The sequence below is a fragment of the Psychroflexus sp. MES1-P1E genome (genome assembly GCF_002836055.1).
Taxonomy (GTDB): Bacteria; Bacteroidota; Bacteroidia; order Flavobacteriales; family Flavobacteriaceae; genus Psychroflexus.
The window spans coordinates 12,442-35,951 of sequence record NZ_PJBS01000149.1 but is presented as its reverse complement, the minus strand read 5'-3'; the positions used below and the strand labels follow the sequence as shown (position 1 = coordinate 35,951).

The window sequence follows — 23,510 nt, the reverse complement described above, 5'->3', positions numbered from 1 at the left end:
TATGGTAATTATTTTTGATAAAAAGCAGGCGAAAAAGAAACGATTTATTGCGACATTATAGGTTTAATTTGGTATGGTCCCTGACCAAGAGTTTTATCTGATTTTTAAATCAGATCTTTCTTTTTTTCAAAACAACCCTGAGATTGTTCCCTCTCCATCTATTTTAATCTTTTCAGATGAAGGGGTCAAAGGCAAACCAGGCATCCTTAGTATGTTACCAGCAATTGGAATAATAAATCCAGCTCCTGCAGCTATTTCAAACTCACGGATGTGTATGTCAAAATTTCTAGGACGGCCTAGTAACTTTTCGTTATCGCTCAAGCTTTTTTGGGTTTTAGCCATACAAATGGGTAGCTTACCATAGCCTAAGCCCTCGAATTTGTTCAATTGCTTTTTTGCTTTGTCAGTAAGCACCACATTATTAGCTCCATATATACCTTTGCAAATTTTTTCTATTTTAGTTAAGGAGGAATCTTCCAGTTCATAAGTAGGAATAAACTTAGATTCACAAGTTTGAGCAGCAGCTACTACTTTTTCAGCTAATTCGATACAGCCTTTCCCTCCTTCAGCCCAGCCATAGCTTAAAGCTACGGGGACTCCTATTTTTTTGCAATACACATAAATGAGGTTTTTTTCAGCTTCGGTATCACTTTTAAAGGCGTTTATAGAAACAACTATGGGTAACCCAAAGCTTTGAATGCTTTCTATATGCCTCTCCAAGTTTGGGATTCCTTTTTCTAAGGCCTCTAGATCTTCTTCCGTTAAGCGGTCCAGTGGCAGTCCTCCATGATACTTGAGTGCTCTTATTGTTGCCACGATTACTACAGCCTTGGGCGATAAATTGGCTTTTCTGCATTTTATATTCAAGAACTTTTCAGCACCTAAATCGGCTGCAAATCCAGCTTCAGTAACTACATAATCTCCTAGGCTCATGCCCATTTTTGTAGCGATAATAGAGTTGGTTCCTTGAGCAATATTAGCAAAAGGTCCTCCATGTATAATCGCTGGATTTCCTTCAAGTGTCTGAACCAGATTAGGTTTGATGGCATCTTTTAATAAAACAGCCATAGCTCCAGAAGCATTCAAGTCTTTAGCATATACTGCCTTACCTTCAAAAGTATCCCCAATATAGATGTTACAGCACATCTCTTGTAAGTTTTCTAAGTTTTTGCACAAACATAGAATAGCCATAATTTCTGAAGCTGCTGTAATGTTAAACCCTGTCTCACTAGGAATTCCACCTGCTTTACCCCCTAGGGACGAAACGATGTTTCGAAGAGAGCGATCGTTCATATCCATACAGCGTTTCCATATGACAGTGCGAGGGTCTATGCCTAAGTTTTTACTTCTGTTTTGTATATTGTTATCAATGAGTGCTGCAAGTAAATTATTAGCCATAGCAATGGCATGAAAATCACCTGTAAAGTGTAAGTTGATGTCTACCATAGGAATAACCTGACTCCAGCCTCCCCCTGTAGCTCCACCTTTCATACCAAAAACAGGCCCAAGGCTTGGCTCTCTTAAGACCACAACTGACTTTTTGCCAATATGGTTCAATCCATCGTTTAGGCCAATGGAAGTCGTTGTTTTCCCCTCTCCTGCTGGGGTAGGCGTGATGGCCGTAACCAAGATAAGATTACTATGATCAACTTTCTCCTCATCTATCAAGTCCAAGGGCAGTTTAGCCTTTTCATTCCCATAATATTCTAAATGGGCTTCTTTGATGTCTAATTTTTCAGCTATCTTTTTAATGTGATTCGCTTTAACTTTTTGTGCAATATCTATATCAGTCATTTGCTTTTTTCTGAAATTTGGGATGTGTATGCTTAATTATTTATCACTGTGTAATTGTAAAATAGGGGTATTGAAACTCTAGAAAAACAATGTAGTGTTTTGCAAACAGAACCGATATAAAACTGAATAATAAAAAAAGATATAAGACTTTATTTAGGGAATGTATAGCATAGATAACGCCTTTTCATTTATTATACCACCCTAATTTATTGTGGTGTCGTTTTTCTTTTATTTACTAGTTTCGTCCTTTTTTGGATTCAATTTAAATAAAAGATAAGGAATCCCAATAACCATTGAAGTTCAAAATGAACAATTTTTGACTTCAGGGTTTTTAATTTTTTTTGCAACTAAAAGTCTACTTATACCAAGTAATACCAAATTAAATTTGTGCGATATTATAGATTTAATTTGGTATTAGTAAAATTGAAAGATCCAGAACATAAAAGCTCTTCTGAATTGATGGAAGGTCAACTTCATTGTCATTACAATCTGTAAAGAGCAGGAAAAATTAGAGCAAAATAAAAGGTCTGTTCATCATTAAATACCTCACAAGTTGTTCTGTAATTTTCAACTTGTGTTAGGGATTAGATTTTTCATAGGATTTATAAGTGTGTGAAAGCTCACGAATTGCTTTTTCTATCACTGGACGTTTTACACAAGAGTACCCGAAAATAAGACCTTGTTTATCATTATTTATAAAACAATTACTGAAGTGGTGGACATTAATATTTAAGAGGCTTAAGTTTTCTTTTATAATCCTATCAGACAAGTGGTCTGGAATTTCTGCTAAAAGATGTAAACTTCGAGCTTCTGAATATATTATTTTTGCTGAAGATGGCATATACTTTTTGAAATTATCAATAAATATAGAGCGGCGTTTTTCTGCTATGTTGATAACATTTTTGATATGGTTATAAATGTAATTTTTTTCAATAAACTGGCTCATGATAAATTGACTTGAAGGCGAAACGAATCTATGTGAGTGTTTTTGTAAGGCCTTAATAACATCCAATAAATAATAAGGGACAACCATATAACCTAAACGAACAGATTGATGTAACAATCTATTAAACGTACCTAAAAACACGGTTCGGTTTTCTCGATCTAAACTAAAAATGGCTTCTTGTCTATCTTTCCAATTACTGATCTCATGATCGTAGTCATTTTCGATGATAACTGCTTTATGACTATTTGCCCATTCCAAGATTTCAAGCTTTCTCTGCATACTCATCCTAACGCCTGTGGGATAATGATTTGAAGGTGTAAGGTGAATAAGTTTTGGGGAGGTATTACCTTTTGATTTATAATCTTTAATTTTAATGCCTTGGTTATCTAAAGGAAGCTCATTAATTTTAGTTCCTAAACTTTTAAAAATAGATTGCACATTGGGAAATGTTGGGTTTTCCATCACAATAGTATCTTTTGGATTCAATAAAGCATTCCCAATTAAATATAAAGATTGTAATGAACCCGATACTATGATAATTTGTTGATAATCACATTTAATACCGCGAACAAGATTTAAATAATTTGCAACATTCTTTTTTAGAATCTCTATACCTGAGGAATCAGAAAAAGATAGAGATGAAAATTTTACCCGTCTCCAATATTCATCAGAAATTTTCTTCCATTGGTTAATAGGGAACACATCCAAGGGAGGTAAACCTGGCCTAAAGGCTACAAATTTTTCATCTGTGGAATGAATTAGACCTGCGTTTTTTGAAAAGAGTTTACCACGTTTAGAAATTTCAGGATAAGTAGAGAGTTGACTTATTCTTTCTGTTTTGGCATATGACACGTCAATTTTTTTAACCCAATAACCAGACCCTGGTTTAGAGTCTATGCTACCTTCTATCAGTAAAAGCTCAAAGGCCTTCACCGTTGTACTTCTTGAAACGCCCAACATTTCAGAAAGTTTTCTCGTAGAAGGCAGCTTGCTTTCTCTAGGAATACTTTGATCTTCAATTTTTCCTTTGATGAAGATTTTGATTTTCAGATATTTAGCAAGACCGAGTTCATCCTCTGTTAAGCTTAATTCCTTTTTTATAAGGTTTAAAATGAAATCGGAACTGGTATGCATTATTATTTTGAATTGGTATGTAAAATATAAAGAAAAAACTTCCTAATTTACAGTATCAAAAACTTTATTTATAAAAATTTATATATATGAAAAATATTTACCTTTTATTTTGTTTATTTTGTATAAGTGCATTCTCGCAAAATGTAACTATAACAAAGATCATTGAGACAGGCTGTTCAAATCCTTTTGTTAAAACAGTAGAGCTTTATGTAGACGGTACTGTAGATTTTGAAAATGATGATATAGTTTTAAATTATATGCAAAATGGAGATGCTTGGCAGGATAATCAGATTGACATCTCTGGTTTTGGAGTTCAAACAGATGCTTTCGTTTATATTGTCAGAGATATTCCACTAATGCAAGCTGAATTCCCTTCAACAATCTTTGATGCTAGCACCACAATAGAAGTTGGAACTTCAACAAGTGGTGATGATGGCTACCAATTGGTTTTAAACGGAACAGTAGTTAGTCAGTTTGGTAAAACTGAAACAGACGCTGATGATGACACTGAATCTAACTGGAACCACAATGATGCTGTAGCTACAAGATTAGATGGTATTCCAGATACTGGAACTTGGGATCCTGCGCAGTGGTCTATTACTGCAGAAAACGATTTAGATGACCATACAGCTTGTCAAGAAAATGGGGCAAGTCCTAATTTAGAAACCTATTTTGGAACATTAGGAAGTACTTTCCCTTTAGGTTCAGGTTCTGGTTGGACCCCTGTGGGTGATGTATGCACACTAGCATTAGGAGGTACATCTGTAACTTGTGCAACATTTTCAAATGGAGATACTGACGATACTTATACTGCTACACTAGATTTTATAGGTGGAAATAACGATAATATTTTTGTGGTAAACTCAACTGCTGGGACAGTTGGTGGCGATGATCCTTCAAACACCGAAACAGGTACTATACTAATTACCAATATTCCAGAAGGTACAGATATTACCGTTTCGCTGAGTGATTTAGCAGATGGGGGTATATGTGATCTATCGGATGATATCAACAGTCCCGGTTGTGTACCATTGGTTTTGAATGAAGTCCTTTTTGATCCTCCTAGTGACGATGATCAAACAACAGAAGTAGAAGGGGATGCCAATAACGATGGAACAAGAGATGCTTCAGAAGATGAATTTATGGAATTTTTTAATAATTCAAGTGAAGATTTAAACATCAGTGGATATACTATATTTGACTCCAACGCTTTATCTTCTGATACACCAAGACACGTGGTGCCCGCAAACACAATAATTTCAGCTAATAGCACTTATGTTGTTTTTGGAGGTGGAACACCAACTGGAAATTTTGGAACGGCTATCGTTCAAACAGCCTCCTCAGGTGATCTGAATTTAACAAATAGTGGAGATGATATCATAGTCAAAAATACTTTAGGCTTAACGGTAATCGATTTTGATTCTGATGACTTAAGTTTAAATTTTGGTGATAATCAATCTATTACTAGAAGCCCAGATATAACAGGTGATTATGTACTTCATACGGATGCAAATATAAATTTAGTTTATTCGCCAGGATTGCAAGTAGATGGTACAACTTTATCAATTCAAGATAACCGCTTGAAATTTGATATTACATTCTATCCAAACCCTGTAAAAAACGGATTTGTGAATATCAATTCTAAAACTGAGGGCACCAAGACTATCGAGCTATATGACCTCACCGGTAGACTGGTCATGTCTACAAAATTGAACACAAGCATATTGGATGTTTCCAGTATAGGAAGTGGCCTTTACTTGTTAAAGGTTACGATTTCAAATCGCACTGCAACAAACAAATTGATAATCAACTAATGATTCTTTCAAAGGCTGCTGCTTTAAATGTCAGCCTTTTTTATGAAGTGATAATTAATCTGTGACTTAAAATGTGCACAACCAATATTTAAATTTGTTTTTAAACGCAATACAGTGTTAACTTTATAATTTCATGACTCATGAGTAAAAGCAAGACTTTAAAAGGTATTGTTGGGATTTTTTTGCTAAGCCTTTTACAGTACTCCTGTACTACAGATGATATTTTACCTGCTTTAGAATTGATAGCCAGTGATACCAACCTAAGCGAAAATGAGGGTAGTATTCAAATAACTGCAACCTTAAATTCAACAAGTAGTGAAACTGTAACTGTACCTCTGCTAATTAGCGGTTCTGCAACTGAGGGTGTTGATTTCTCTGTTTCTGCAGCAGAAATCACTATTAGCAACGGACAAACTTCTGGAAATATTTCCCTCAATGGGCTTCAAGACCAAGACATAGAAGGTGTGGAAAACCTAATCATCTCCTTAGAGAGTGGTGCAGGATTTCTAGTTTTATCAGGTTCTAGCTTAGAGATACAAATTTTGGATGATGATACAGATACCGATAATGATGGTGTTTTGGATTCTGACGATGAATGTGTCGATGTAGCTGGCGAAATCGAAAACAACGGCTGTCCCTTTTTAGGTTTTTTAATAAATGAAGTTAATTACGATCCTGCCTCAGATGCACCAGGAGATGCTAATGGAGATGGCACAAGAAGTCCTCTTGATGATGAATTTATAGAATTCTTTAATTCTGGTTCAGCTTTAGATCTTTCAGGCTATACCCTATCAGACGCAGATCAAATTAGGCATACTTTTCCTCAAGGAACTATTTTACCAGTAAATGCTGTCTTAGTCGTTTTTGGTGGAGGCACACCAACAGGTGCTTTTGGTGGAGCAATTGTTCAAACCGCCTCAGAAGGTCAATTAAATATGAGTAACTCTGGGGATGTTATGACTTTAGCAGACCCAAGTGGAGATCCAGTATTAACCTTTGATGTTGAGCCTTTATCCAATAATCCAAATGAGTCTTATACACGTAATCCAGACCTCACAGGAGAATTTGAACAACACGCAGGACTAGATGCTGCAAATGGGGCTTTGTTTTCTCCAGGTACAAAACTAGACGGGAGTTCTTTCTAACCATATAAAAATAAATGAAATACTTAGGAGTAATCATAGCGCTTGTTTTTATAGTAATTGTAGCCCGATTGCTATTAAAAAAACAAAATCCACATGCCGTCTTATTGGTTTCTGGATTGCTAATGCTATGTATCTCTTATTTTCTTAATTACAAATTGCCTGTATTAAAAGATGAAACTGGTTTTATTGGCTTTGATTTTTTTAGATATATCAAAGAATCTTTTAGTAAAACCAATGCTGGCGTAGGTCTCATGATCATGGCCATTGGTGGTTTTGTTGCTTATATTGATAAAATTGGCGCTTCTAAAGCCTTAGTTCATGTTGCTATGAAACCACTAAAGCTTTTTAAGAAAAAACCTTACATAGCTGCTTCTATGGTTATACCTATAGGTCAAATCTTATTTGTTTCTATCCCATCTGCAGCGGGTTTAAGTTTATTGCTCATGGCATCATTATTTCCAATATTGGTCAATTTAGGAGTAAGCAGATTATCGGCAGTGTCTGTAATTACAGCAACAACCGCCTTTGGCATGGGACCAGCATCTGCCATAACTGTAAGTGCCTCAGCATTATGCGAAATACCAATTATAGATTATTTAGTAGACTATCAAATTCCTTTAGTATGGCCGTTGAGCATTTCAATGATGGTAACTTATTATTTTGTAAATAAACATTTTGACAAAAAAATCGAAATAGAAAAGGGGGTAGAAACCGAAAGAGATAAAAAATCAGACGTTCCTGTAATATATGCGCTTATCCCCATTTTACCTATAATTCTGCTCATTGTTTTTTCAAAGCTATTCAACTTATTTTCTTCTCCCATCACATTAGATACCACCACAGCCATGTTTATTAGTCTTTTTATAGCCTTGATATTCGAAGCGATTAGAAGAAGAAATATCAAAGAGGTTTTTGACACGCTAAAAATATTTTGGAGTGGAATGGGTAACATTTTTAAGACTGTAGTTACCTTAATTATAACAGCTGATATTTTCGCAAAAGGATTGATAAGTTTAGGTCTTATAGAGGGCTTGTTAGTTTTTGCTCAAAATGCAGGTTTTGGAGCAATTGGGATAGGTGTTGTTATGTCTGTGATGATATTTTTAGCCTCTATGCTTATGGGTAGTGGAAATGCTTCATTTTTTGCTTTTGGCCCTTTAGTCCCAAAAATCTCAAAAGCCTTGGGGATTGAATCTAGCTCTATAATTTTACCTATGCAATTTTCAGCTTCAATGGGACGAACTGTTTCTCCTGTTGCTGGTGTCATTATTGCAACGGCGGAAATTGCTCAGGTATCTGCCATATCTATAGTGAAACGAAATATCATTCCTTTAGGAGTGGCTTTAATCATCATGTTAACCTATCATTTTATCTAGAACAATGCTAACTTTACTTAAAAATACACAATTATACGCCCCATCAAAAATGGGTAAAAAAGATATTTTGATAGCAAACGATAAAATCATAGCTATTGAAGATAACCTCAGCGAATTTGAAAATATATACGTAAAGATTATTGATGCTGAAGGCAAAATAGTAACCCCAGGATTAATTGATCAACACATACACGTTATTGGTGCTGGCGGTAAAGAGGGCTTTGGGTCTATGACACCAGAAGTAAAACTTAGCGAACTCATCGCCTGTGGTACAACAACGGTTTGTAGTCTTTTGGGAACAGATGGAACGGCAAGAAACATCAGAACTTTATATGCAAAAGTAAAAGGCTTAAATCAAGAAGGCATTTCAGCATACATGTTTAGCGGTTATTATGGTATGGACACCGTAACCATAACAGAGAGTATTCAAGGTGATATGCTTTTTATTGATAAAGTATTGGGTGTAAAAATAGCCATTAGTGATATTCGATCTTCTTATCCATCGGCTACAGATTTGGTAAGAAAACTCAGAGATATCATGGTAGGTGGCATGGTTGGAGGTAAAAAAGGGATACTACATATTCATTTAGGAAACTTACCCAGCAAAATGGACCTATTGTTTGAATTGGTTAATGACTTTCACTTTCCTATTAAACATATTTCTCCAACGCATGTTGGCCGTTCAAAAGAGCTTTTTGACCAAGCAATAGAATTTGCCAAACTTGGTGGCATGATAGATATAACAACAGCGGCATCTCAATATACTGCACCTTACAAATCGGTTTTATATGCATTAGAACAAGGTGTAGATATTAGCAAAATGACCTTTAGTACAGATGGCCATGCAGGCTTAACAAAATTTGATGAAGAGGGTAAGGCCATTGGCGTAAGAAAAGCACCAATAGATAAAAATTTATCTGAAACCTTACTATTGATAAAAGAAGGTAAGTTATCAATTGAAAAGGCCTTTCAACTAGTCACGAGTAATCCTGCTGAAAACTTAGGGCTTAAGCACAAAGGAAGCATAAAAGTTGGAAATGATGCCGACTTCTGTTTTTTTGATGAGGACTTAACTCTTACTGATGTGTTTGCAAAAGGACAACAGATGATGAAAAATAAAAAAATTATAGTTAAAGGAAATTTTGAACTATAGTATGAAACACATAAATATGAAAATTTCCACAATTATTTTTGTCGTATTGGTTAGTGCAAGTCTATCTCATCTCTATGCACAAAATACAAAATTGAGCAGTTATGATTTTGGAGAGGGTTTTAATTTCACCAATCCTAACGGTAGCACCATAAAACTGCAAGGCTATATTCAGCCTTCTTCGGAAACAGAAATTTACGAAGACTCAGACCTAGCCAACGAAACTAGGTTTAGAATGAGACGTTTGCGATTAAGGCTGTCTGGTCAATCTGCGAACGAACGATTTGGGTATAGATTGCAAGTTGATTTAGCAGGACAAGACGAAGCGCAAAGAGAAGGCGACGTCAGCGATTTAAGAAACTATCTATTAGACGCTTATGTCTCCTATAAAGTGGCAAGAAGAGTAGAGCTTATATTTGGTCAGCGTGCCACTTACACAGATAACAGAGAATTATTTATGAATTCTAATGCGCTCCAACTGCCAGAACGGAGTAGATTAACGTCTGCTTTTGCCAGTATTAGAGAATTTGGATTATTTGCAAAAGGTACTTTTAAAACCGGTCGAGGTACTTATTTAAAACCTTATGTAACCATAACCAACGGAGATGGGGCGAATGTATTTAATAATGATAATGGGGGTTTGAAATATGGCGCACGTTTAGATTTCTTACCCTTCGGATTATTTACCAATTTTGGACAGTTTAGACAAGCTGATGTGGTAAGAGAACAAACCCCTAAATTGGTTTTTGGAGTGACGGCAAATTACAACGATGGCATTACGAGTAGAAGAGGAAGAAACAGCGGTAGGATACTTTACCTTAACGATATAAATGCCAATGGAGCATTGGATGATGGAGAGGAAAGACTTCCCGATTATTCTAAAGTAGGGGTAGATTTTTTGTTTAAATACAAAGGGTTTTCTGTGATTGGTGAATACCATAAAAGTTTTGCCTCCGATATTGCTGATGATATTAACTTAAGGAATGACATTTTTGGAGACGACAATACGGTATTAACCGATCGTTTTAGAGGTCGTGTAAATCCAACCTCAGAAGATTTTAGGGATTTTACTCCAGATGAATATGTGCGACGACAAATGATGCTAGGGGAAGCCTATAATATTCAAGGAGGATATCTCTTTAAAAATGGCTTTTCTCTAGATGCCAGGTATACGCATATCAATGCAGATGAATATTCGTTTTTAAATAATGCTACATTTTTTAATAGAACAGATTACTACACTGTTGGTATAAGTAAATATTTAAACCGAAGTTACGGTGCAAAAATTCAAGCTTCCTACACTTGGATAAACGCAGGAGAATTCGGCATCAGTGATAACCAAGGAGATCCTCTACCTGGAGACGAAAGACTGTTGAGACTAATTTTAACCCTAGCCTTTTAAGATGAAAAAACTAGTTATCATATTATTTTTAATAATGAGCTTTACCATCCATGCTCAATTTAGTCCCCAGACTAAAAAAATTACCAATAAGTTCTTTCCAGACCGTGAAGAAGTTTTAAACACAACGCCTGCGCTTCAAAAGAAAAGAGGATTTACCAATTATAAAGAGCTGATTGCATTTCTAGATAAATTAGTTAATGAGCACTCAGATATAGTATCCTTATCCTATATAGGAGAAAGTCAAAAAAAGAGACAAATTCCCTTAATAAAGTTAGTTGTTCCCAATGGCGAAGAAAAAATAAAAGTCTGGATGCAAGGCGGCTTACACGGTAATGAACCTGCAAGCACAGAATCTATGCTGTATTTACTAGACCGCTTGCTTAATGATGCCTCCTATATTGATATTTTAGAAAATATTGAACTTGCAGTTATTCCTATGGCCAATATCGATGGTTACCTTAAAAACGATAGATATGCGGCTAACGGTCTAGATTTAAACAGAGACCAAACCAAACTCATGGCGCCAGAAAGTGTGGTATTAAAACAGGCATTTTCTAACTTTAATCCAGATGTAGGTGTAGATTTTCATGAATATAGACCTTACCGAAGAGACTATGCCAGACTGGGAGACTTTGGACTGACCAATATGTACGATGCTATGTTTCTGTTCAGTGGAAACCTGAATGTCCCACAAAACTTAAGAACGTTAACCGACGAATTATTCGTAGAAAACGCAAGGCGAGTATTAGATGAATATGGATATACCCATCAACCCTACATATCTACTCGAAAAGTAGAAGGCGATATTCATATTAATCAAGGATCAATTAGCTCAAGATCCAGTGCATCTAATTATGCCTTGACCAACACCATATCTTCATTAATAGAAATAAGAGGGGTTGGTTTGGGTAAAACGTCCTTTAAGCGGAGAATACATTCTAGTTTCCTCATTGCCATATCCTATTTAAAAACAGCTTCAGAACACATGAATCTGGTAAAAGATGAAATTGAAATTGCAACAGCTCAAACTAATAATGTCGTTTTAGAATATAATAGAGGAATATATAAAGACTCAGTTCAATTTATTGATATCAATACGAATGAATATGTCCAATTTGAAATGACTGTGCGTGATGCCTGGAAAGCTAAAGCAAAACTTACACGAGTTCGGCCAAAAGCCTATATCATTGAGGCAAATCAAACTGAAATCATTCAAAAACTACAAACCTTAGGGGTTAAAATTGAATTTCTAGAAGAAGATAAAACCTATGCGGTAGAAACCTATGAAGTGGCTTCCCTCTACAGAAAACCAATTCGGTATGAGAAAATGAAACTACAAACGGTTGAAGTAAATTTAAAAAAAGAAGAAAAAACTTTTAATAAAGGGACTGCAATTGTAATGATGAACCAACGGCGTGCAAATATCACAGCAGAGGTTTTAGAACCAGAAGCCCCAAATAGCTTTGTGAGTTTTGGTATTTTAAAAACAAACAAAGGCGAAACTTTACCCATTTATAGATTACTTAACTAAGCGCAATAAAACGAAATCGATATGAAACGATTAATAAACACAATTCAATTTTTTATTCTTGTATGCTGTATAGGTAGTGCTAGCTCAGGTTATGCACAAGAAGAAATTGAAGAAGAAGAAACAGGTTCGGAAACTGAAACTGAAAGAAACAAAGCGTCGTATAGCTTAGGAAACGGTTTGAACTTTTCTTTTAATGAAGAGGCTTACCAATTTAACATTACTGGGTTTTTACAACCTGGCTATTTTAACGAAAGAGTAGAGGGTTTGGAAGATGTAAATCAATATAAATCCAAACGTACGTTTTTACAATTTGGTGGTGCAGCCTTAAAAGAAAAAGTGTCCTTTTTTGTCCAGTTGGATTTTAGCTTAACCAACCCTTTAATGGATGCATGGATAGCATATGAACCCATAGAACAGGTAAAAATAAGCTTTGGACAAAAACAAACTTTTGTCAATAACAGAGAAATGACTTACAGAGAAGATAGGTTACAATTTGTGAGTAGAAGTATGTTAAGCCAGAGCCTTTCGCAAACGGGTCGTGAGTTTGGTGTTTTTGTAGAGTCAAAATTTAAGTTGGGAAATACAATGGGAATTGCTCCCATGGCTGCCTTAACTTCTGGCGATGGAAGAAATTCTTTTGGTGAGGACTCTAGGGATTCTGACATTGGAGGAGTGAAGATTGGAGGTAGATTAGACTTTTACCCACTTGGTTTTTTTAAAGATGGAAATGAATTAACTAATGTGGATCTTGAAAGAGAAGACACTTTTAAATTTGTTGTTGGTGTCGCTGGTAGTCAAAACAATGGGGCAAGTGGTGCTGCTGGCGAAAGCCATGGCGATTTTTTCTTATTTGACGAAAATGGGACTAACAGCCTTCCAGATTATAGTCAACTTTATACAGATGTACTTATGAAGTATAAAGGCTTTTCATTTTTAGCAGAATATGCCAATACCTCAGCAGAGGGTATAGACAAAGTATTTATTGACGACGCTGCAACACAAATTCTTGCACCTCAACAAATTAGTGAATTTCTAGCCTTAGGAAATAGCTATAATTTTCAATTGGGATATATTACAAAAAATGGGTATAGCTTCGATGTCAGATATGGAACCGCTACAGCAGAGTTTGAAAATTATCTAGGTTCCGTATTATCTGATATGAACGAAACAACTTTTGGACTGTCTAAGTATTTTTATAAAAATGCACTAAAAGTTCAAGCCTCGTACTCTAGGATTGAACCCTCCATGGGCGAAACTATACATCAAATTGAACTCATTTTACACATAACATTATAGTGAAATTTATAGCATTCATAAGTGTAGTTTTGATATCGACGGCTCAACTTGTTGGGCAAAATTTAAGTCAGAATAGCACAGGTTCATTTACATTCACACCTACAGGTCCCTTGAGTAATCAACCTGTAGAAGTTCATTATCATATCCCCAATGGCGATATTAGCACGATGCCTATTGTAATGTCCTTTCATGGAAGTAGTAGAAATGGAAGTGACTATAGAGATTATTGGATAACGATGGCCAATGCAAATGGTTTTATGGTGTTTGCACCAGAATTTTCAAGCTCCAATTATCCTGGTTTGGGCGACGGTTACCTCATGGCTAATATTTTTGATGATGGTGATAATCCAAGTCTATCAACTTATAACAATCCTGACGAATGGACGTTTTCTGTTTTAGACCCCATTTTTGAGAATATAAAATCAGATATATCTGGCACACAAGAAGTTTATAATGCATGGGGACATTCAGGAGGCGCACAGTTTCTACATCGCTTTATTATGTATATGCCAAGTAGTAAACTAGATGTTGCGGTTTGTTCAAACGCTGGTTGGTATACGGTGCCTGAAAACACAGTGTCTTTTCCTTACGGTATATTAAACGGACAGTTGCCCAATAGCAATTTAATAACTGCATTTTCAAAAAAGCTTATCGTACATCTAGGTCAGAACGATACCGACCCTAATTCTCCAGGATTACGGCGTAATAGTGTTGTGGATAATCAACAAGGGATTCATCGTTTAGAGAGGGGTCAATATTTTTTTAGCACGAGTCAATCAACCGCACAAGGGCTAAATACAGCTTTTAATTGGGAAAAGCACGAGGAGTCTGGAATAGGACATGATGCCCAGCAAATGGCAAACGCTGCCCTGCCTTATATTTTGATGAGAACTTTATATTCCTCTGAATATGAATCAAAAACAGACTTTAATCTCTATCCCAATCCTACATCAAACCACGTTTTTTTTGATAATTCAAGTGTAAGACTCAAAAAAGTGAAGCTCTACACTAGTCATGGTCAGTTTGTAAAAACCTTCGAATTTAGCACCTTTGAAAAATCACAAAAAATTAATTTATCAGATTTGAATTCAGGGTTGTACATCCTTAAAACAAATGAGAATTATATAAAGTTATTGAAAAAATAAAATAATGCTTTATTTTAATAGTATGATCAATAGAAGCTTACTAAGCTCTCAAAATGATAAAGCTTTGAAAACCAAGGCTGTTTTTAATTGTACCTCAAAAATACGTTGATTAAACCTTTAGAATTTGCAAAAATCAAAACCATATATCTTTAAACTCTTAGGCCCTTTAGCCTTTGTACTATTTCAATGTATCGAACCACCAGAAGGTTTAAATCCGGTTGCTTTTATGCTATTGGGTATTACTGTTTGGATGGCAATTTGGTGGGTTTTTGAAGTTGTTCCTATTGCGGTGACTGCACTTTTGCCAATTATATTATTTCCTATTTTTGATATACTTACCATTTCTGAAACCACGGCTCAGTATGGACATAAATTTGTGTTTTTGTACTTAGGGGGTTTTATTTTAGCAGCAGCTATAGAGCGATGGAATTTACACCGCAGAATCGCACTTCACATCATAAATGCAATTGGCTCGAAAGCTTCTTATTTAATTTTAGGGTTTATGTTATCCACCGCATTTTTATCGATGTGGATTTCAAATACTGCTACTACCGTGATGATGCTTCCTATCGCTATTGCTATAGCTAACCAAATCGAAGAGCAAAACCAAAGTGAAGATAAATCGACATCTAATTTTTCAAAGGCGTTGATGCTCTCTATCGCTTATAGTGCATCGATTGGTGGGCTTGCTACGCTTATTGGAACACCGCCTAATTTGGTCTTGGCTGGAGTTTTAGAAAACACCTATGCCATTAAAATTAGCTTTTTTGAATGGATGATTTTTGCCTTACCAGTGTCCTTGATTTTACTTTTTATATGTTGGAAATATTTAACGCTAGTAGCATTTAAGTTAAAACACACCAAATTTACCGTTGGCAAAAACCAAATAAAAAACATGATTTCTAAATTGGGGGAGTTTTCATACGAAGAAAAAGTCGTTGGACTGGTTTTTCTTTTTGCTGCTTTGGGTTGGATATTCAGAGGGCTATTGGAAAAGCTAATTCCAGGTCTTGATGATACCATAATAGCAATATGTGCAGCAATGTTACTATTTTTAATTCCTTCCAGAGAAAGCGGAAAGAAACTATTAACGTGGAAAGAGGCTGTAAAAATACCGTGGGGAATTATCATCCTTTTCGGTGGAGGTATGGCTTTGGCCAAAGGCTTTACAGAAACAGGCCTAGCAAATTGGATCGCTACTCAAATTACGTTATTTGAAGGCTTAAGCCTGATTGTTTTTATGCTCTTGGTAGCGACCTTGGTTAATTTCCTTACAGAAGTGACTTCCAATTTGGCGACTACAGCCATGTTGCTTCCAATTCTTTCTCCTGTAGCACTTAGCTTCGACATGCATCCCTTTTTAGTGATGTTTGCAGTAACCTTATCCGCCTCCTGTGCTTTTATGTTGCCAGTGGCCACCCCTCCAAACGCTATTGTGTTTGGGTCCAACTACCTTAAAGTTTCGGACATGGTTAAGAAAGGCTTCCTGATGAATATCATCTCTATTATTGTGATCACACTGGCGGTATACTATTATATGCCGGTCGTTTTTGGTTTGGACAGTTTGAGTTTTCCTGAAGTTTTAAAATAGAGGCAGGCATAAAAAAAATAAGCAGTAAAGCAGTTTTTTAATTGGGGTCTTGATGTCTATTTTTATGGTTGTTAAGATGATTCGCACCAAATTAAATTTATAATGTCGCAATAAATCGTTTTACAGAAACAAATTCGGCACAGACTTTTTTCACCTGCTTTTTATCAAAAATAATTACCGTAACTAAGGCTATGCCTATTATTTTTTAATTCAATAAATCTAAAAACCTGTGTTGAGCTGGGTCCAAGTATGATTCAATGTATTCGTACGAGAGTATTAATTTAATTTGGTATTACCTTGATTTTTTGTTGGTGATAACTTTTTCAGACCTTCTTTAGAAAGAACTTTTGTATAAATACCCCCTTTGATATGGTTAACATCGAATTCAATAATAAAGGCGTTCTTATCTATAGAGTCAATTAAATTATATGTTCTTCTGATATCAATTCTATTGATGACTGTATGGATGATATCATTTTTAGCTTGAAGACCTCTTTTTCCAAAACCTTCCGATCCTCTATATAAAGTGGTTCCTGTTCCTACAACCCTGATAAGCTCTTCGTTAATTGAAGTTGTATTTTCAGAAACAATCATTAAGCCAACGTAATCTTCAAAACCTTCAATCATAACATCAATCACCTTAGCGGTAACAATAAAAGTCAATATGGAGTACATCGCTATTTCAAGAGAAAGTAACAAGGCAGTAGATCCAAATAAAATCACATTAAAAAAGAGGATGACCCTTCCTATGCTAATTCCCAAATGTTCATTTACGACTATTCCCAATATTTCTGAACCGTCTAAGACAGCGCCATTTCTAATAGATAATCCAATCCCAGCCCCTAAGAAAAGGCCGCCGAAAATTGCGATGAGAAGTTTATCTTCTGTGACCGAAGCAAAGTTTTCAAAATGGATGATTACCGCTAATAAAAGGATTGAAATTAATGATTTTATAAAAATTCGCCTAGACAAGCTAAACCATGCTAAAGTGAGGAATGGAATACTGACAAGTATGAGGAAAAAGGAAATATCAATATCGAAAAGTTCACTCAGTAAAATTGCAATACCCGTTGCACCACCATCTAGAAACCCATTGGGAAGTAAAAACATTTTAAGGCCTATACTAGCAAGGAAAATACCTATTGCAATTTGAAAAATCTCTGATAAAATTCTCTTCATAGTATTTATGTTTTTGCTCTTCAGTTTGAATATCTGAATCGCATCTAAAAATAACATTATCCAGTATCGCTTCGATCTTTTTTGATCAATAAAACTGGATAAATCATTTTATTTTTAAGTTCATAGGGAAAAGATTTTAAATCATTAGATCAGTTCGTCTCACTCCAACCTCTTTTTCATGCTTTGCTGTTTTTCATTTATGAGATCCTAACTAAAGTTTTCTATAAGAGGTTTAGAGGTGTATCGATAAGGTGGAATAGAGACTAATTTGTTATTAATATAAGATTTTCTATGGGTTTTTATAATATACTGAAAGGGGTTCTAGGTATTTTAATGGTTTTTGTTATTATCGTTTTAACAAATTTAATCGATAGAAATATTTTTATTTGAGTTAAGGATTCGGTTGTTACTATTTATGAAGATAGACTTGTAGCTACAGGTTTGATTTTTGAAATGTCGGAAGCCTTCCATACTAAAGAACTAGCGATAGCTTTCGTGGACTCGATCTATTATGCGAGGCAAAACAAAGAGACAAACCAAGAGATAGGGGAGTTGATCTCGAGATATGAGTTAACAAGGCTAACTGAAAATAAAAACAAGATTTTTAAGGAGCTTAAGAATAATCTTGAGATTTTAAAGACTTTAGAAACACTTATATCAAGTCAAAATTTAAGCAAAAAGACCTTTTAAACCAACGCATTTCAGAATTGAAGCAAAACTTATCTGAGTTGTCTAAAATCCAGATCAATGAGGGAAAAAGGCAGATGCTCCTGATCCAGAAAGCCGCTCTCTTTTTTATCAATGGTAAAGTGCAAAGGATCTGTGTTGACCGAAATGCCTCCTTGAAGTCTCATGTTATTCTCTGAAACAATACGCTCAGGGAATAATTTGTGTGAAACATCAGGACCGAATTCAAGTGTATCACTTGAAGATTCTTCTAAAAAAAAATAATCCAAGCCCATTTCATATTTGGGCTTGAAGGCAGCAAAGTAGTAACCTCTGTTGTTTGGACCGGAATCTTCTTCCCTTGAGAATTAAATAATCTAACATTATTAATACATTTTAACGCATCTTCAGGAAAAAGAATTCCCATAGTAATGGGCACACCTCCAATATTTATTGATATTTTTTTTCGCACCTGAGCCCTGCCCACACCTATAAATATCTAGACGAGCAGTAATAAAAATATTTTTTTTATTACTGCTAATTTTTTTCTTGAAGACATAAAGCCGCCGCACCTAGAATAGGTGATCCCTGATTTGTTGAGACTTCAATTTTTAAATTTTCTATTTGTTTTTTGTAAGGGAAAGATTTTAAATTTGTTTGTAAGGACTCCTGAAAATATTTGTAAGCTTTACTTATTGAGCCTCCAATTAATATAGCTTCTGGTGCATAGAGATACAGGATTGTCTTAATTGCCTCGGCCAAATGAAAACCAAAATCTTGAAAAGCAATTATTGATTTGGCTTCACCTTTTTCTGCGCGTTCAAAAACTTCTATTGGGTGCAAACCATACTTTCGAATAAAGAAAAAGCTGCTCGCATAGTTCTCTATTATACTCTCTTTATAAGAGACCATTCCAATTTCCCCCGCTCCGCATAAAACGCCACTATATAAAGAGTCATTTATAATAATACCCATTCCTATCCCTGTCCCGAGAGAAAGGCCAACAAAATTTTTATAGGGGAGTCCTTTACCATAAATTTTTTCTCCTAAAGCAAAACAATTAGCATCATTATTTAAATAAACCAGTATTCCATAACGTTCTTCAATTAATTCCTTCAAGGGGACTAACTTCCATGCTGGTATATTTTGAACATCATAGGCTATTCCTTTTGAAATATCCACAATTGAAGGAACACCTATCCCAATTCTTTTTGTATTCGGAGTTATAACCTCATCTATGCAAGCAAACAAATCATTTAAGACCTGATTATAAGTTGCATTTTTTGAAACAGATTTCATTGATTTTTTTTCAATCTTCCCATTTACAATTTTCCCTGCTTTTAAATTTGAACCTCCAATATCAACACCCACTAATTCCATCATATTACATTTTTTTGTTTTTTCAGCTTTATCGTTTTATTATTAATTATTGGTTTAGACCAAAACCCAATAGATAGAACGAAAGTTAATGGTAGAATTAAAAAAAATAAGCCTGCCCTTGATGTCAATATCTCTCCAATCTACCCAACTATGAAAGGAAAAATCGTTCCACTGTCAATTCCAGTGCATAAAATTCCAAATAACGCTCCATGATTTTATTTAACTGAATTTAAAGCAAGTGAGAATATGATAGACCACATGACCAATATGAATAATCCAAAGAGAGGAAAGGCAATTAAAGCAATAGTGCTTGTGCCAGTCAAAGCTAGTATCAGGCATATAATGGAGGAAACTATTGCCATAATCAAAACTTTATGGCTGTCTATAAATTTTAGAAGAAGAAGGTCTAATAAATAACCCACAGTTAACATCCCCCAAAAATTGGAAAATTGAAGGTATAAAAAGTCTTCGTCGTCGGTTCCAAAATTATCATCTAAATAGAGTAAATCCTCAGGTAAACGTTGACGCATATTTTTTTGAGCCATATTGACAATGCTATGGTCTGCAGTTTTAAGTTCGGTGGCTATTTGCTTCAGTGCAGCATTTGTAAATACTGGTTTCTGCATAAGACTTCCTTGGATGTGGTGTTTAGGAATATAATATAAATCCATATCCGATAAAGCTGTAGCCGATAAGTTGGTGTGCTCTGAAGTAATTAAAGAGCGTTGACCAAGGACTTCGTCTTTACCTGCTACTTTGACTATTTGATCTTTACCCTTACCACTTAGCTTGGAAAGTTTTGAGATCCCATTGCGGACATCATAAACTGCCATTCAACCGTTCGCCCTCTTTAAAAAGAATATCTCTTTTTTTCACTTTCCTTGTTTCTTTATGATCAGACATTTGTTTCAACTCCTTTTTTTTGAGAACTTTAAAACTATGAATCTGTCTGATGATACAATTTACGCAGCGTGAATGTTCATGCTCCCTCCTTTGGTCTAAATATAGTTGTAAAGCATAATGGGTATTATTCACCTAAATCAGGTCTATCTTCATAAAGGTCACTAAAGGTCTTATCTGAAGCGTAATCCTTTCTCAGAACTCTGTAGACACTATAAATTAAAGCTATCTGCCCTAGACAGGTTGCATAAAAAATCCATCCAAAAGACAAGTTCATCATTGCAAAAATAACCACAGTTAATAAGAGGAATGTGGTCATACCTAAACATGTTATACCAGTGATTTTCATTTTTTTTAATATAATATAGTCATTTCTTTTCAGCAGTATATTAATCTATTCCTAAAAAAGATAATCGTCAACTGACAAAAATCATCTTTTAAGGATCCATTTCATGGCATTTTTGCAAGAGGAATAGAGTGAATTATGGAAACTTGTTATCACTGTGGCGATGCTTGCCCTGATCCAGCAATTGTACATCAAGAGAAATATTTCTGTTGCAATGGTTGCAAAACTGTGTTTGACATTCTCAACGAGAATGATCTTACTTATTATTACGATCTCCAGGCTACTCCAGGTAAAACCCCTCTAGATTTTGAAGACCGTTTTGATTATCTGGATAATCAAAATATTATAGATCAGTTATTGGAGTTCGACGAGCAGGAGACACAAGTTGTTTCATTTGTAATCCCAAACATTCATTGTAGCTCTTGCATTTGGGTGCTCGAAAACTTAGATAAGCTCCACCCCGCCGTTAAAAGTGGTTTAGTAAATTTTCCTCAAAAATCTATTTGTATTTCTTATGATTCTTCAGAGATCAGCTTGAAGGAATTAGTTCTTTTATTATGTAGAATTGGCTATGAACCCAACATATCTTTGGAAGATTTCAGTAAAAAAGAAAAAAACATAGACCGATCTCTCATCTATAAACTCGGTGTTGCAGGGTTTGCCTTTGGTAATATTATGTTTTTGTCCTTTCCAGAATATTTTGAAGTGAATGAGTTCTGGCTAGACGAGTTTAAATTTTTATTTCGTTGGTTGATGTTTGCTTTTGCATTACCGGTGGTGTTCTACTCTGCGAGAGATTACTTTATATCAGCCTTTAAAGGCTTGCGTGTTGGGATTTTAAACATAGACGTCCCTATTGCTATTGGAATTCTGGTATTATTCCTTCGCTCTACCTTAGAAATAATAATGGATTGGGGGACAGGTTTTTTCGATAGTATGGTAGGTTTGGTATTTTTTTTACTGCTAGGAAAGTTTTTTCAGCAAAAAACGTATGCTTTTTTATCTTTTGAGCGAGACTACAAATCCTATTTCCCCATTGCAGTCACCCAGCTTATTAAAAGCGAGACTGCTGTTGCTGAAGACACTTGTGATATCCAAAGTCAACCTACTAAAACAAAACAAAGTGAACTTCAAACTCCTGTTTACGAAGTCAAACCCGGGGATCGTATCTTGATTCGAAATCACGAGCTTATTCCAACAGATGGAATTTTAATGAAGGGAAATGCATTAATCGATTATAGTTTTGTCACTGGGGAAGCGGCTCCAGTTGCTAAAAATTTAGGTGATAAAATCTATGCAGGAGGGAAGCAAAAAGCTGGAATCATAGAAATAGAAGTGACCAAAGCTGTTGAGCAAAGCTATCTTACTCAACTTTGGAATAATAAAGTGTTTAGCAAGACCAAAGCCACCACTTTCGAAAACCTAACCGACCAGATTAGCCGTCGCTTTACCATTAGTATTTTAAGCATAGCCTTTGTTGCTGGGATCATTTGGATCATTTTAGATCCTTCAAAAGCCTTCAATGTGTTCACTGCGGTTTTAATTGTAGCCTGTCCTTGTGCCATTGCTTTAGCGGCTCCTTTTACGCTAGGTAATATGTTGCGTATTTTTGGTAAACAACAGCTGTACCTCAAAGACAGTAGTCTTATCGAGCAAATGGCTCAAATTGACACGGTGGTTTTTGACAAGACAGGAACACTGACGTCACACCAGAAGAATCTGATCGTTTATAAAGGAGTAACACTCACCGAAAACGAGCAACAAGTTCTTGCGAGTACTTTAAGGGCGTCCAACCACCCTTTAAGCAGGGCATTGTATGAAATGCTTCAAAGTCAGGGTATTTCTACGTTAGATAATTTTAGCGAAGTATCAGGAAAGGGGGTTTATGGGGTTTACGGTAGTACGAGTGTAAAGGCTGGTAGCTATGCTTTTGTAGGTCGTGGGGAGCAAGAAGAAAATGCTACAAATACACAAGTACACGTAAGTACTAATGATAAATACAAAGGCTTTTACGTCTTTTATAACAAGTATAGGGAAGGTATGGAGACCTTATTTTCGGGAATGAGGAACACAGCAGAGCTGGTTATACTCTCCGGTGATAATGATGGTGAAAAAAACTATCTCAAAAGTATCTTACCAAAATCGGCACAATTGAAGTTCAATCAAAAACCCGATGACAAATTAAATTTCATAGAAGCGCTTCAACAACACGGAAAAAAAGTAATGATGATAGGTGATGGTCTTAATGATGCCGGAGCCTTAGCTCAAAGTAATATCGGTATAGCTGTTTCTGAAAATGTGAACGTATTTTCTCCAGCTTGCGATGGGATTATTGATGCGAATAAATTAAAGGAATTAACCGCTTTTATGTCGCTTTCAAAAGCATCTGTACGCGTCATTCAATACGCCTTTATCTTTTCTTTATTTTATAATACCATAGGCCTCGGCTTTGCACTTACGGGTAATTTATCTCCTGTGGTAGCGGCTATCTTGATGCCATTAAGCTCCATCAGTATTGTCATTTTCACAACACTTAGCACTTTTTTATTAGGTAGGAGATTCAATTTTTGAATTTAAAACAAGATAAACAATGAAGGTGTTGAAAAGTCAATTTTGAGTCGGAACCTATCGACGAGAATCAATTTGGACGGTTATAAGATACTGATAAATGTTATTTTTTTTAACTATTTATCAACGACTGACAAAAGTCATCTT

Annotated in this window: 18 protein-coding genes; 11 read left to right on the top strand and 7 right to left on the bottom strand. The window is 35.4% G+C overall.

What is annotated here, in order from left to right; genetic code table 11:
* Window positions 1-126 precede the first annotated feature (126 nt).
* The gene (locus CXF67_RS04985; RefSeq protein ID WP_102087734.1) at window positions 127-1,794 is read right to left on the bottom strand and encodes a formate--tetrahydrofolate ligase; all 1,668 of its coding nucleotides are present in this window, start codon (window positions 1,792-1,794) and stop codon (window positions 127-129) included.
* Window positions 1,795-2,371: 577 nt separating this feature from the next.
* On the bottom strand, window positions 2,372-3,874 hold the full coding sequence (pdxR, locus tag CXF67_RS04980; protein ID WP_102087733.1) for a MocR-like pyridoxine biosynthesis transcription factor PdxR: 1,503 nt from the start codon (window positions 3,872-3,874) through the stop codon (window positions 2,372-2,374).
* A gap of 86 nt (window positions 3,875-3,960) precedes the next feature.
* Between pdxR and CXF67_RS04975 the strand changes: the two genes are divergently transcribed.
* The 9 genes from CXF67_RS04975 to CXF67_RS04935 all read left to right on the top strand — a co-directional run bounded on the left by CXF67_RS04975 (window position 3,961) and on the right by CXF67_RS04935 (window position 16,324).
* Complete coding sequence (locus tag CXF67_RS04975; RefSeq protein WP_102087732.1) at window positions 3,961-5,688, top strand: T9SS type A sorting domain-containing protein; 1,728 nt, start codon at window positions 3,961-3,963, stop codon at window positions 5,686-5,688.
* A 140-nt stretch (window positions 5,689-5,828) separates the two neighbouring features.
* Complete coding sequence (locus tag CXF67_RS04970; protein WP_102087731.1) at window positions 5,829-6,833, top strand: lamin tail domain-containing protein; 1,005 nt, start codon at window positions 5,829-5,831, stop codon at window positions 6,831-6,833.
* Between the two features lie 14 nt (window positions 6,834-6,847).
* A complete protein-coding gene (gene dcuC / locus CXF67_RS04965) occupies window positions 6,848-8,209 on the top strand; it encodes a C4-dicarboxylate transporter DcuC (protein ID WP_102087730.1) in 1,362 nt (453 codons plus the stop codon).
* Window positions 8,210-8,213: 4 nt separating this feature from the next.
* Window positions 8,214-9,362 (top strand): beta-aspartyl-peptidase, encoded by a 1,149-nt coding sequence (iadA, locus tag CXF67_RS04960; protein WP_102087729.1) that lies wholly within the window; start codon window positions 8,214-8,216, stop codon window positions 9,360-9,362.
* A gap of 16 nt (window positions 9,363-9,378) precedes the next feature.
* Window positions 9,379-10,761: a porin gene (locus CXF67_RS04955; RefSeq protein ID WP_102087738.1), complete on the top strand. Its 1,383-nt coding sequence runs from the start codon at window positions 9,379-9,381 to the stop codon at window positions 10,759-10,761.
* A 1-nt stretch (window position 10,762) separates the two neighbouring features.
* Complete coding sequence (locus CXF67_RS04950; protein WP_102087728.1) at window positions 10,763-12,292, top strand: M14 family metallopeptidase; 1,530 nt, start codon at window positions 10,763-10,765, stop codon at window positions 12,290-12,292.
* Window positions 12,293-12,313: 21 nt separating this feature from the next.
* Window positions 12,314-13,588 carry a hypothetical protein gene (locus CXF67_RS04945; RefSeq protein ID WP_102087727.1) on the top strand — a complete coding sequence of 425 codons (1,275 nt, stop codon included), beginning with the start codon at window positions 12,314-12,316 and terminating at the stop codon, window positions 13,586-13,588.
* Window positions 13,588-14,733, top strand: a complete 1,146-nt coding sequence (locus CXF67_RS04940; RefSeq protein ID WP_102087726.1) for a T9SS type A sorting domain-containing protein — start codon at window positions 13,588-13,590, stop codon at window positions 14,731-14,733. The genes CXF67_RS04945 and CXF67_RS04940 overlap by 1 nt, the downstream gene beginning before the upstream one ends.
* Window positions 14,734-14,857: 124 nt before the next feature.
* The gene (locus CXF67_RS04935; protein WP_102087725.1) at window positions 14,858-16,324 is read left to right on the top strand and encodes an SLC13 family permease; all 1,467 of its coding nucleotides are present in this window, start codon (window positions 14,858-14,860) and stop codon (window positions 16,322-16,324) included.
* Window positions 16,325-16,600: 276 nt separating this feature from the next.
* Here CXF67_RS04935 and CXF67_RS04930 read toward each other — a convergent pair whose 3' ends face one another.
* Window positions 16,601-17,503 (bottom strand): YitT family protein, encoded by a 903-nt coding sequence (locus CXF67_RS04930; protein ID WP_102087737.1) that lies wholly within the window; start codon window positions 17,501-17,503, stop codon window positions 16,601-16,603.
* Window positions 17,504-17,944: 441 nt separating this feature from the next.
* Between CXF67_RS04930 and CXF67_RS19045 the strand changes: the two genes are divergently transcribed.
* Window positions 17,945-18,193, top strand: a complete 249-nt coding sequence (locus CXF67_RS19045) for a hypothetical protein (RefSeq protein ID WP_308302171.1) — start codon at window positions 17,945-17,947, stop codon at window positions 18,191-18,193.
* A 29-nt stretch (window positions 18,194-18,222) separates the two neighbouring features.
* On the opposite strand, the gene CXF67_RS18105 is transcribed toward CXF67_RS19045, so the two are convergent.
* The 4 genes from CXF67_RS18105 to CXF67_RS04900 form a co-directional block, all read right to left on the bottom strand.
* A complete protein-coding gene (locus tag CXF67_RS18105; RefSeq protein ID WP_180957900.1) occupies window positions 18,223-18,465 on the bottom strand; it encodes a hypothetical protein in 243 nt (80 codons plus the stop codon).
* Window positions 18,466-18,706: 241 nt separating this feature from the next.
* Window positions 18,707-19,552: an ROK family protein gene (locus tag CXF67_RS04915; RefSeq protein WP_180957899.1), complete on the bottom strand. Its 846-nt coding sequence runs from the start codon at window positions 19,550-19,552 to the stop codon at window positions 18,707-18,709.
* Window positions 19,553-19,764: 212 nt separating this feature from the next.
* Entirely contained in the window at window positions 19,765-20,382 is a 618-nt protein-coding gene (locus CXF67_RS17790; protein ID WP_145990386.1) for a Crp/Fnr family transcriptional regulator, read from the bottom strand.
* A 194-nt stretch (window positions 20,383-20,576) separates the two neighbouring features.
* Window positions 20,577-20,768 (bottom strand): hypothetical protein, encoded by a 192-nt coding sequence (locus CXF67_RS04900; RefSeq protein ID WP_257984599.1) that lies wholly within the window; start codon window positions 20,766-20,768, stop codon window positions 20,577-20,579.
* 165 nt (window positions 20,769-20,933) lie between these two features.
* On the opposite strand from CXF67_RS04900, the gene CXF67_RS04895 reads away from it, so the two are divergent.
* Entirely contained in the window at window positions 20,934-23,366 is a 2,433-nt protein-coding gene (locus CXF67_RS04895; RefSeq protein WP_102087721.1) for a heavy metal translocating P-type ATPase, read from the top strand.
* The last annotated feature ends 144 nt before the right edge of the window (window positions 23,367-23,510 follow it).

Coding starts and splice junctions, on each gene's coding strand:
- CXF67_RS04985 (WP_102087734.1), bottom strand. CDS start 1,794: ATGACTGATATAGATATTGCACAAAAAGTTAAAGCGAATCACATTAAA.
- pdxR (WP_102087733.1), bottom strand. CDS start 3,874: ATGCATACCAGTTCCGATTTCATTTTAAACCTTATAAAAAAGGAATTA.
- CXF67_RS04975 (WP_102087732.1), top strand. CDS start 3,961: ATGAAAAATATTTACCTTTTATTTTGTTTATTTTGTATAAGTGCATTC.
- CXF67_RS04970 (WP_102087731.1), top strand. CDS start 5,829: ATGAGTAAAAGCAAGACTTTAAAAGGTATTGTTGGGATTTTTTTGCTA.
- dcuC (WP_102087730.1), top strand. CDS start 6,848: ATGAAATACTTAGGAGTAATCATAGCGCTTGTTTTTATAGTAATTGTA.
- iadA (WP_102087729.1), top strand. CDS start 8,214: ATGCTAACTTTACTTAAAAATACACAATTATACGCCCCATCAAAAATG.
- CXF67_RS04955 (WP_102087738.1), top strand. CDS start 9,379: ATGAAAATTTCCACAATTATTTTTGTCGTATTGGTTAGTGCAAGTCTA.
- CXF67_RS04950 (WP_102087728.1), top strand. CDS start 10,763: ATGAAAAAACTAGTTATCATATTATTTTTAATAATGAGCTTTACCATC.
- CXF67_RS04945 (WP_102087727.1), top strand. CDS start 12,314: ATGAAACGATTAATAAACACAATTCAATTTTTTATTCTTGTATGCTGT.
- CXF67_RS04930 (WP_102087737.1), bottom strand. CDS start 17,503: ATGAAGAGAATTTTATCAGAGATTTTTCAAATTGCAATAGGTATTTTC.
- CXF67_RS18105 (WP_180957900.1), bottom strand. CDS start 18,465: ATGGGCTTGGATTATTTTTTTTTAGAAGAATCTTCAAGTGATACACTT.
- CXF67_RS04915 (WP_180957899.1), bottom strand. CDS start 19,552: ATGATGGAATTAGTGGGTGTTGATATTGGAGGTTCAAATTTAAAAGCA.
- CXF67_RS17790 (WP_145990386.1), bottom strand. CDS start 20,382: ATGGCAGTTTATGATGTCCGCAATGGGATCTCAAAACTTTCCAAGCTA.
- CXF67_RS04900 (WP_257984599.1), bottom strand. CDS start 20,768: ATGACCACATTCCTCTTATTAACTGTGGTTATTTTTGCAATGATGAAC.
- CXF67_RS04895 (WP_102087721.1), top strand. CDS start 20,934: ATGGAAACTTGTTATCACTGTGGCGATGCTTGCCCTGATCCAGCAATT.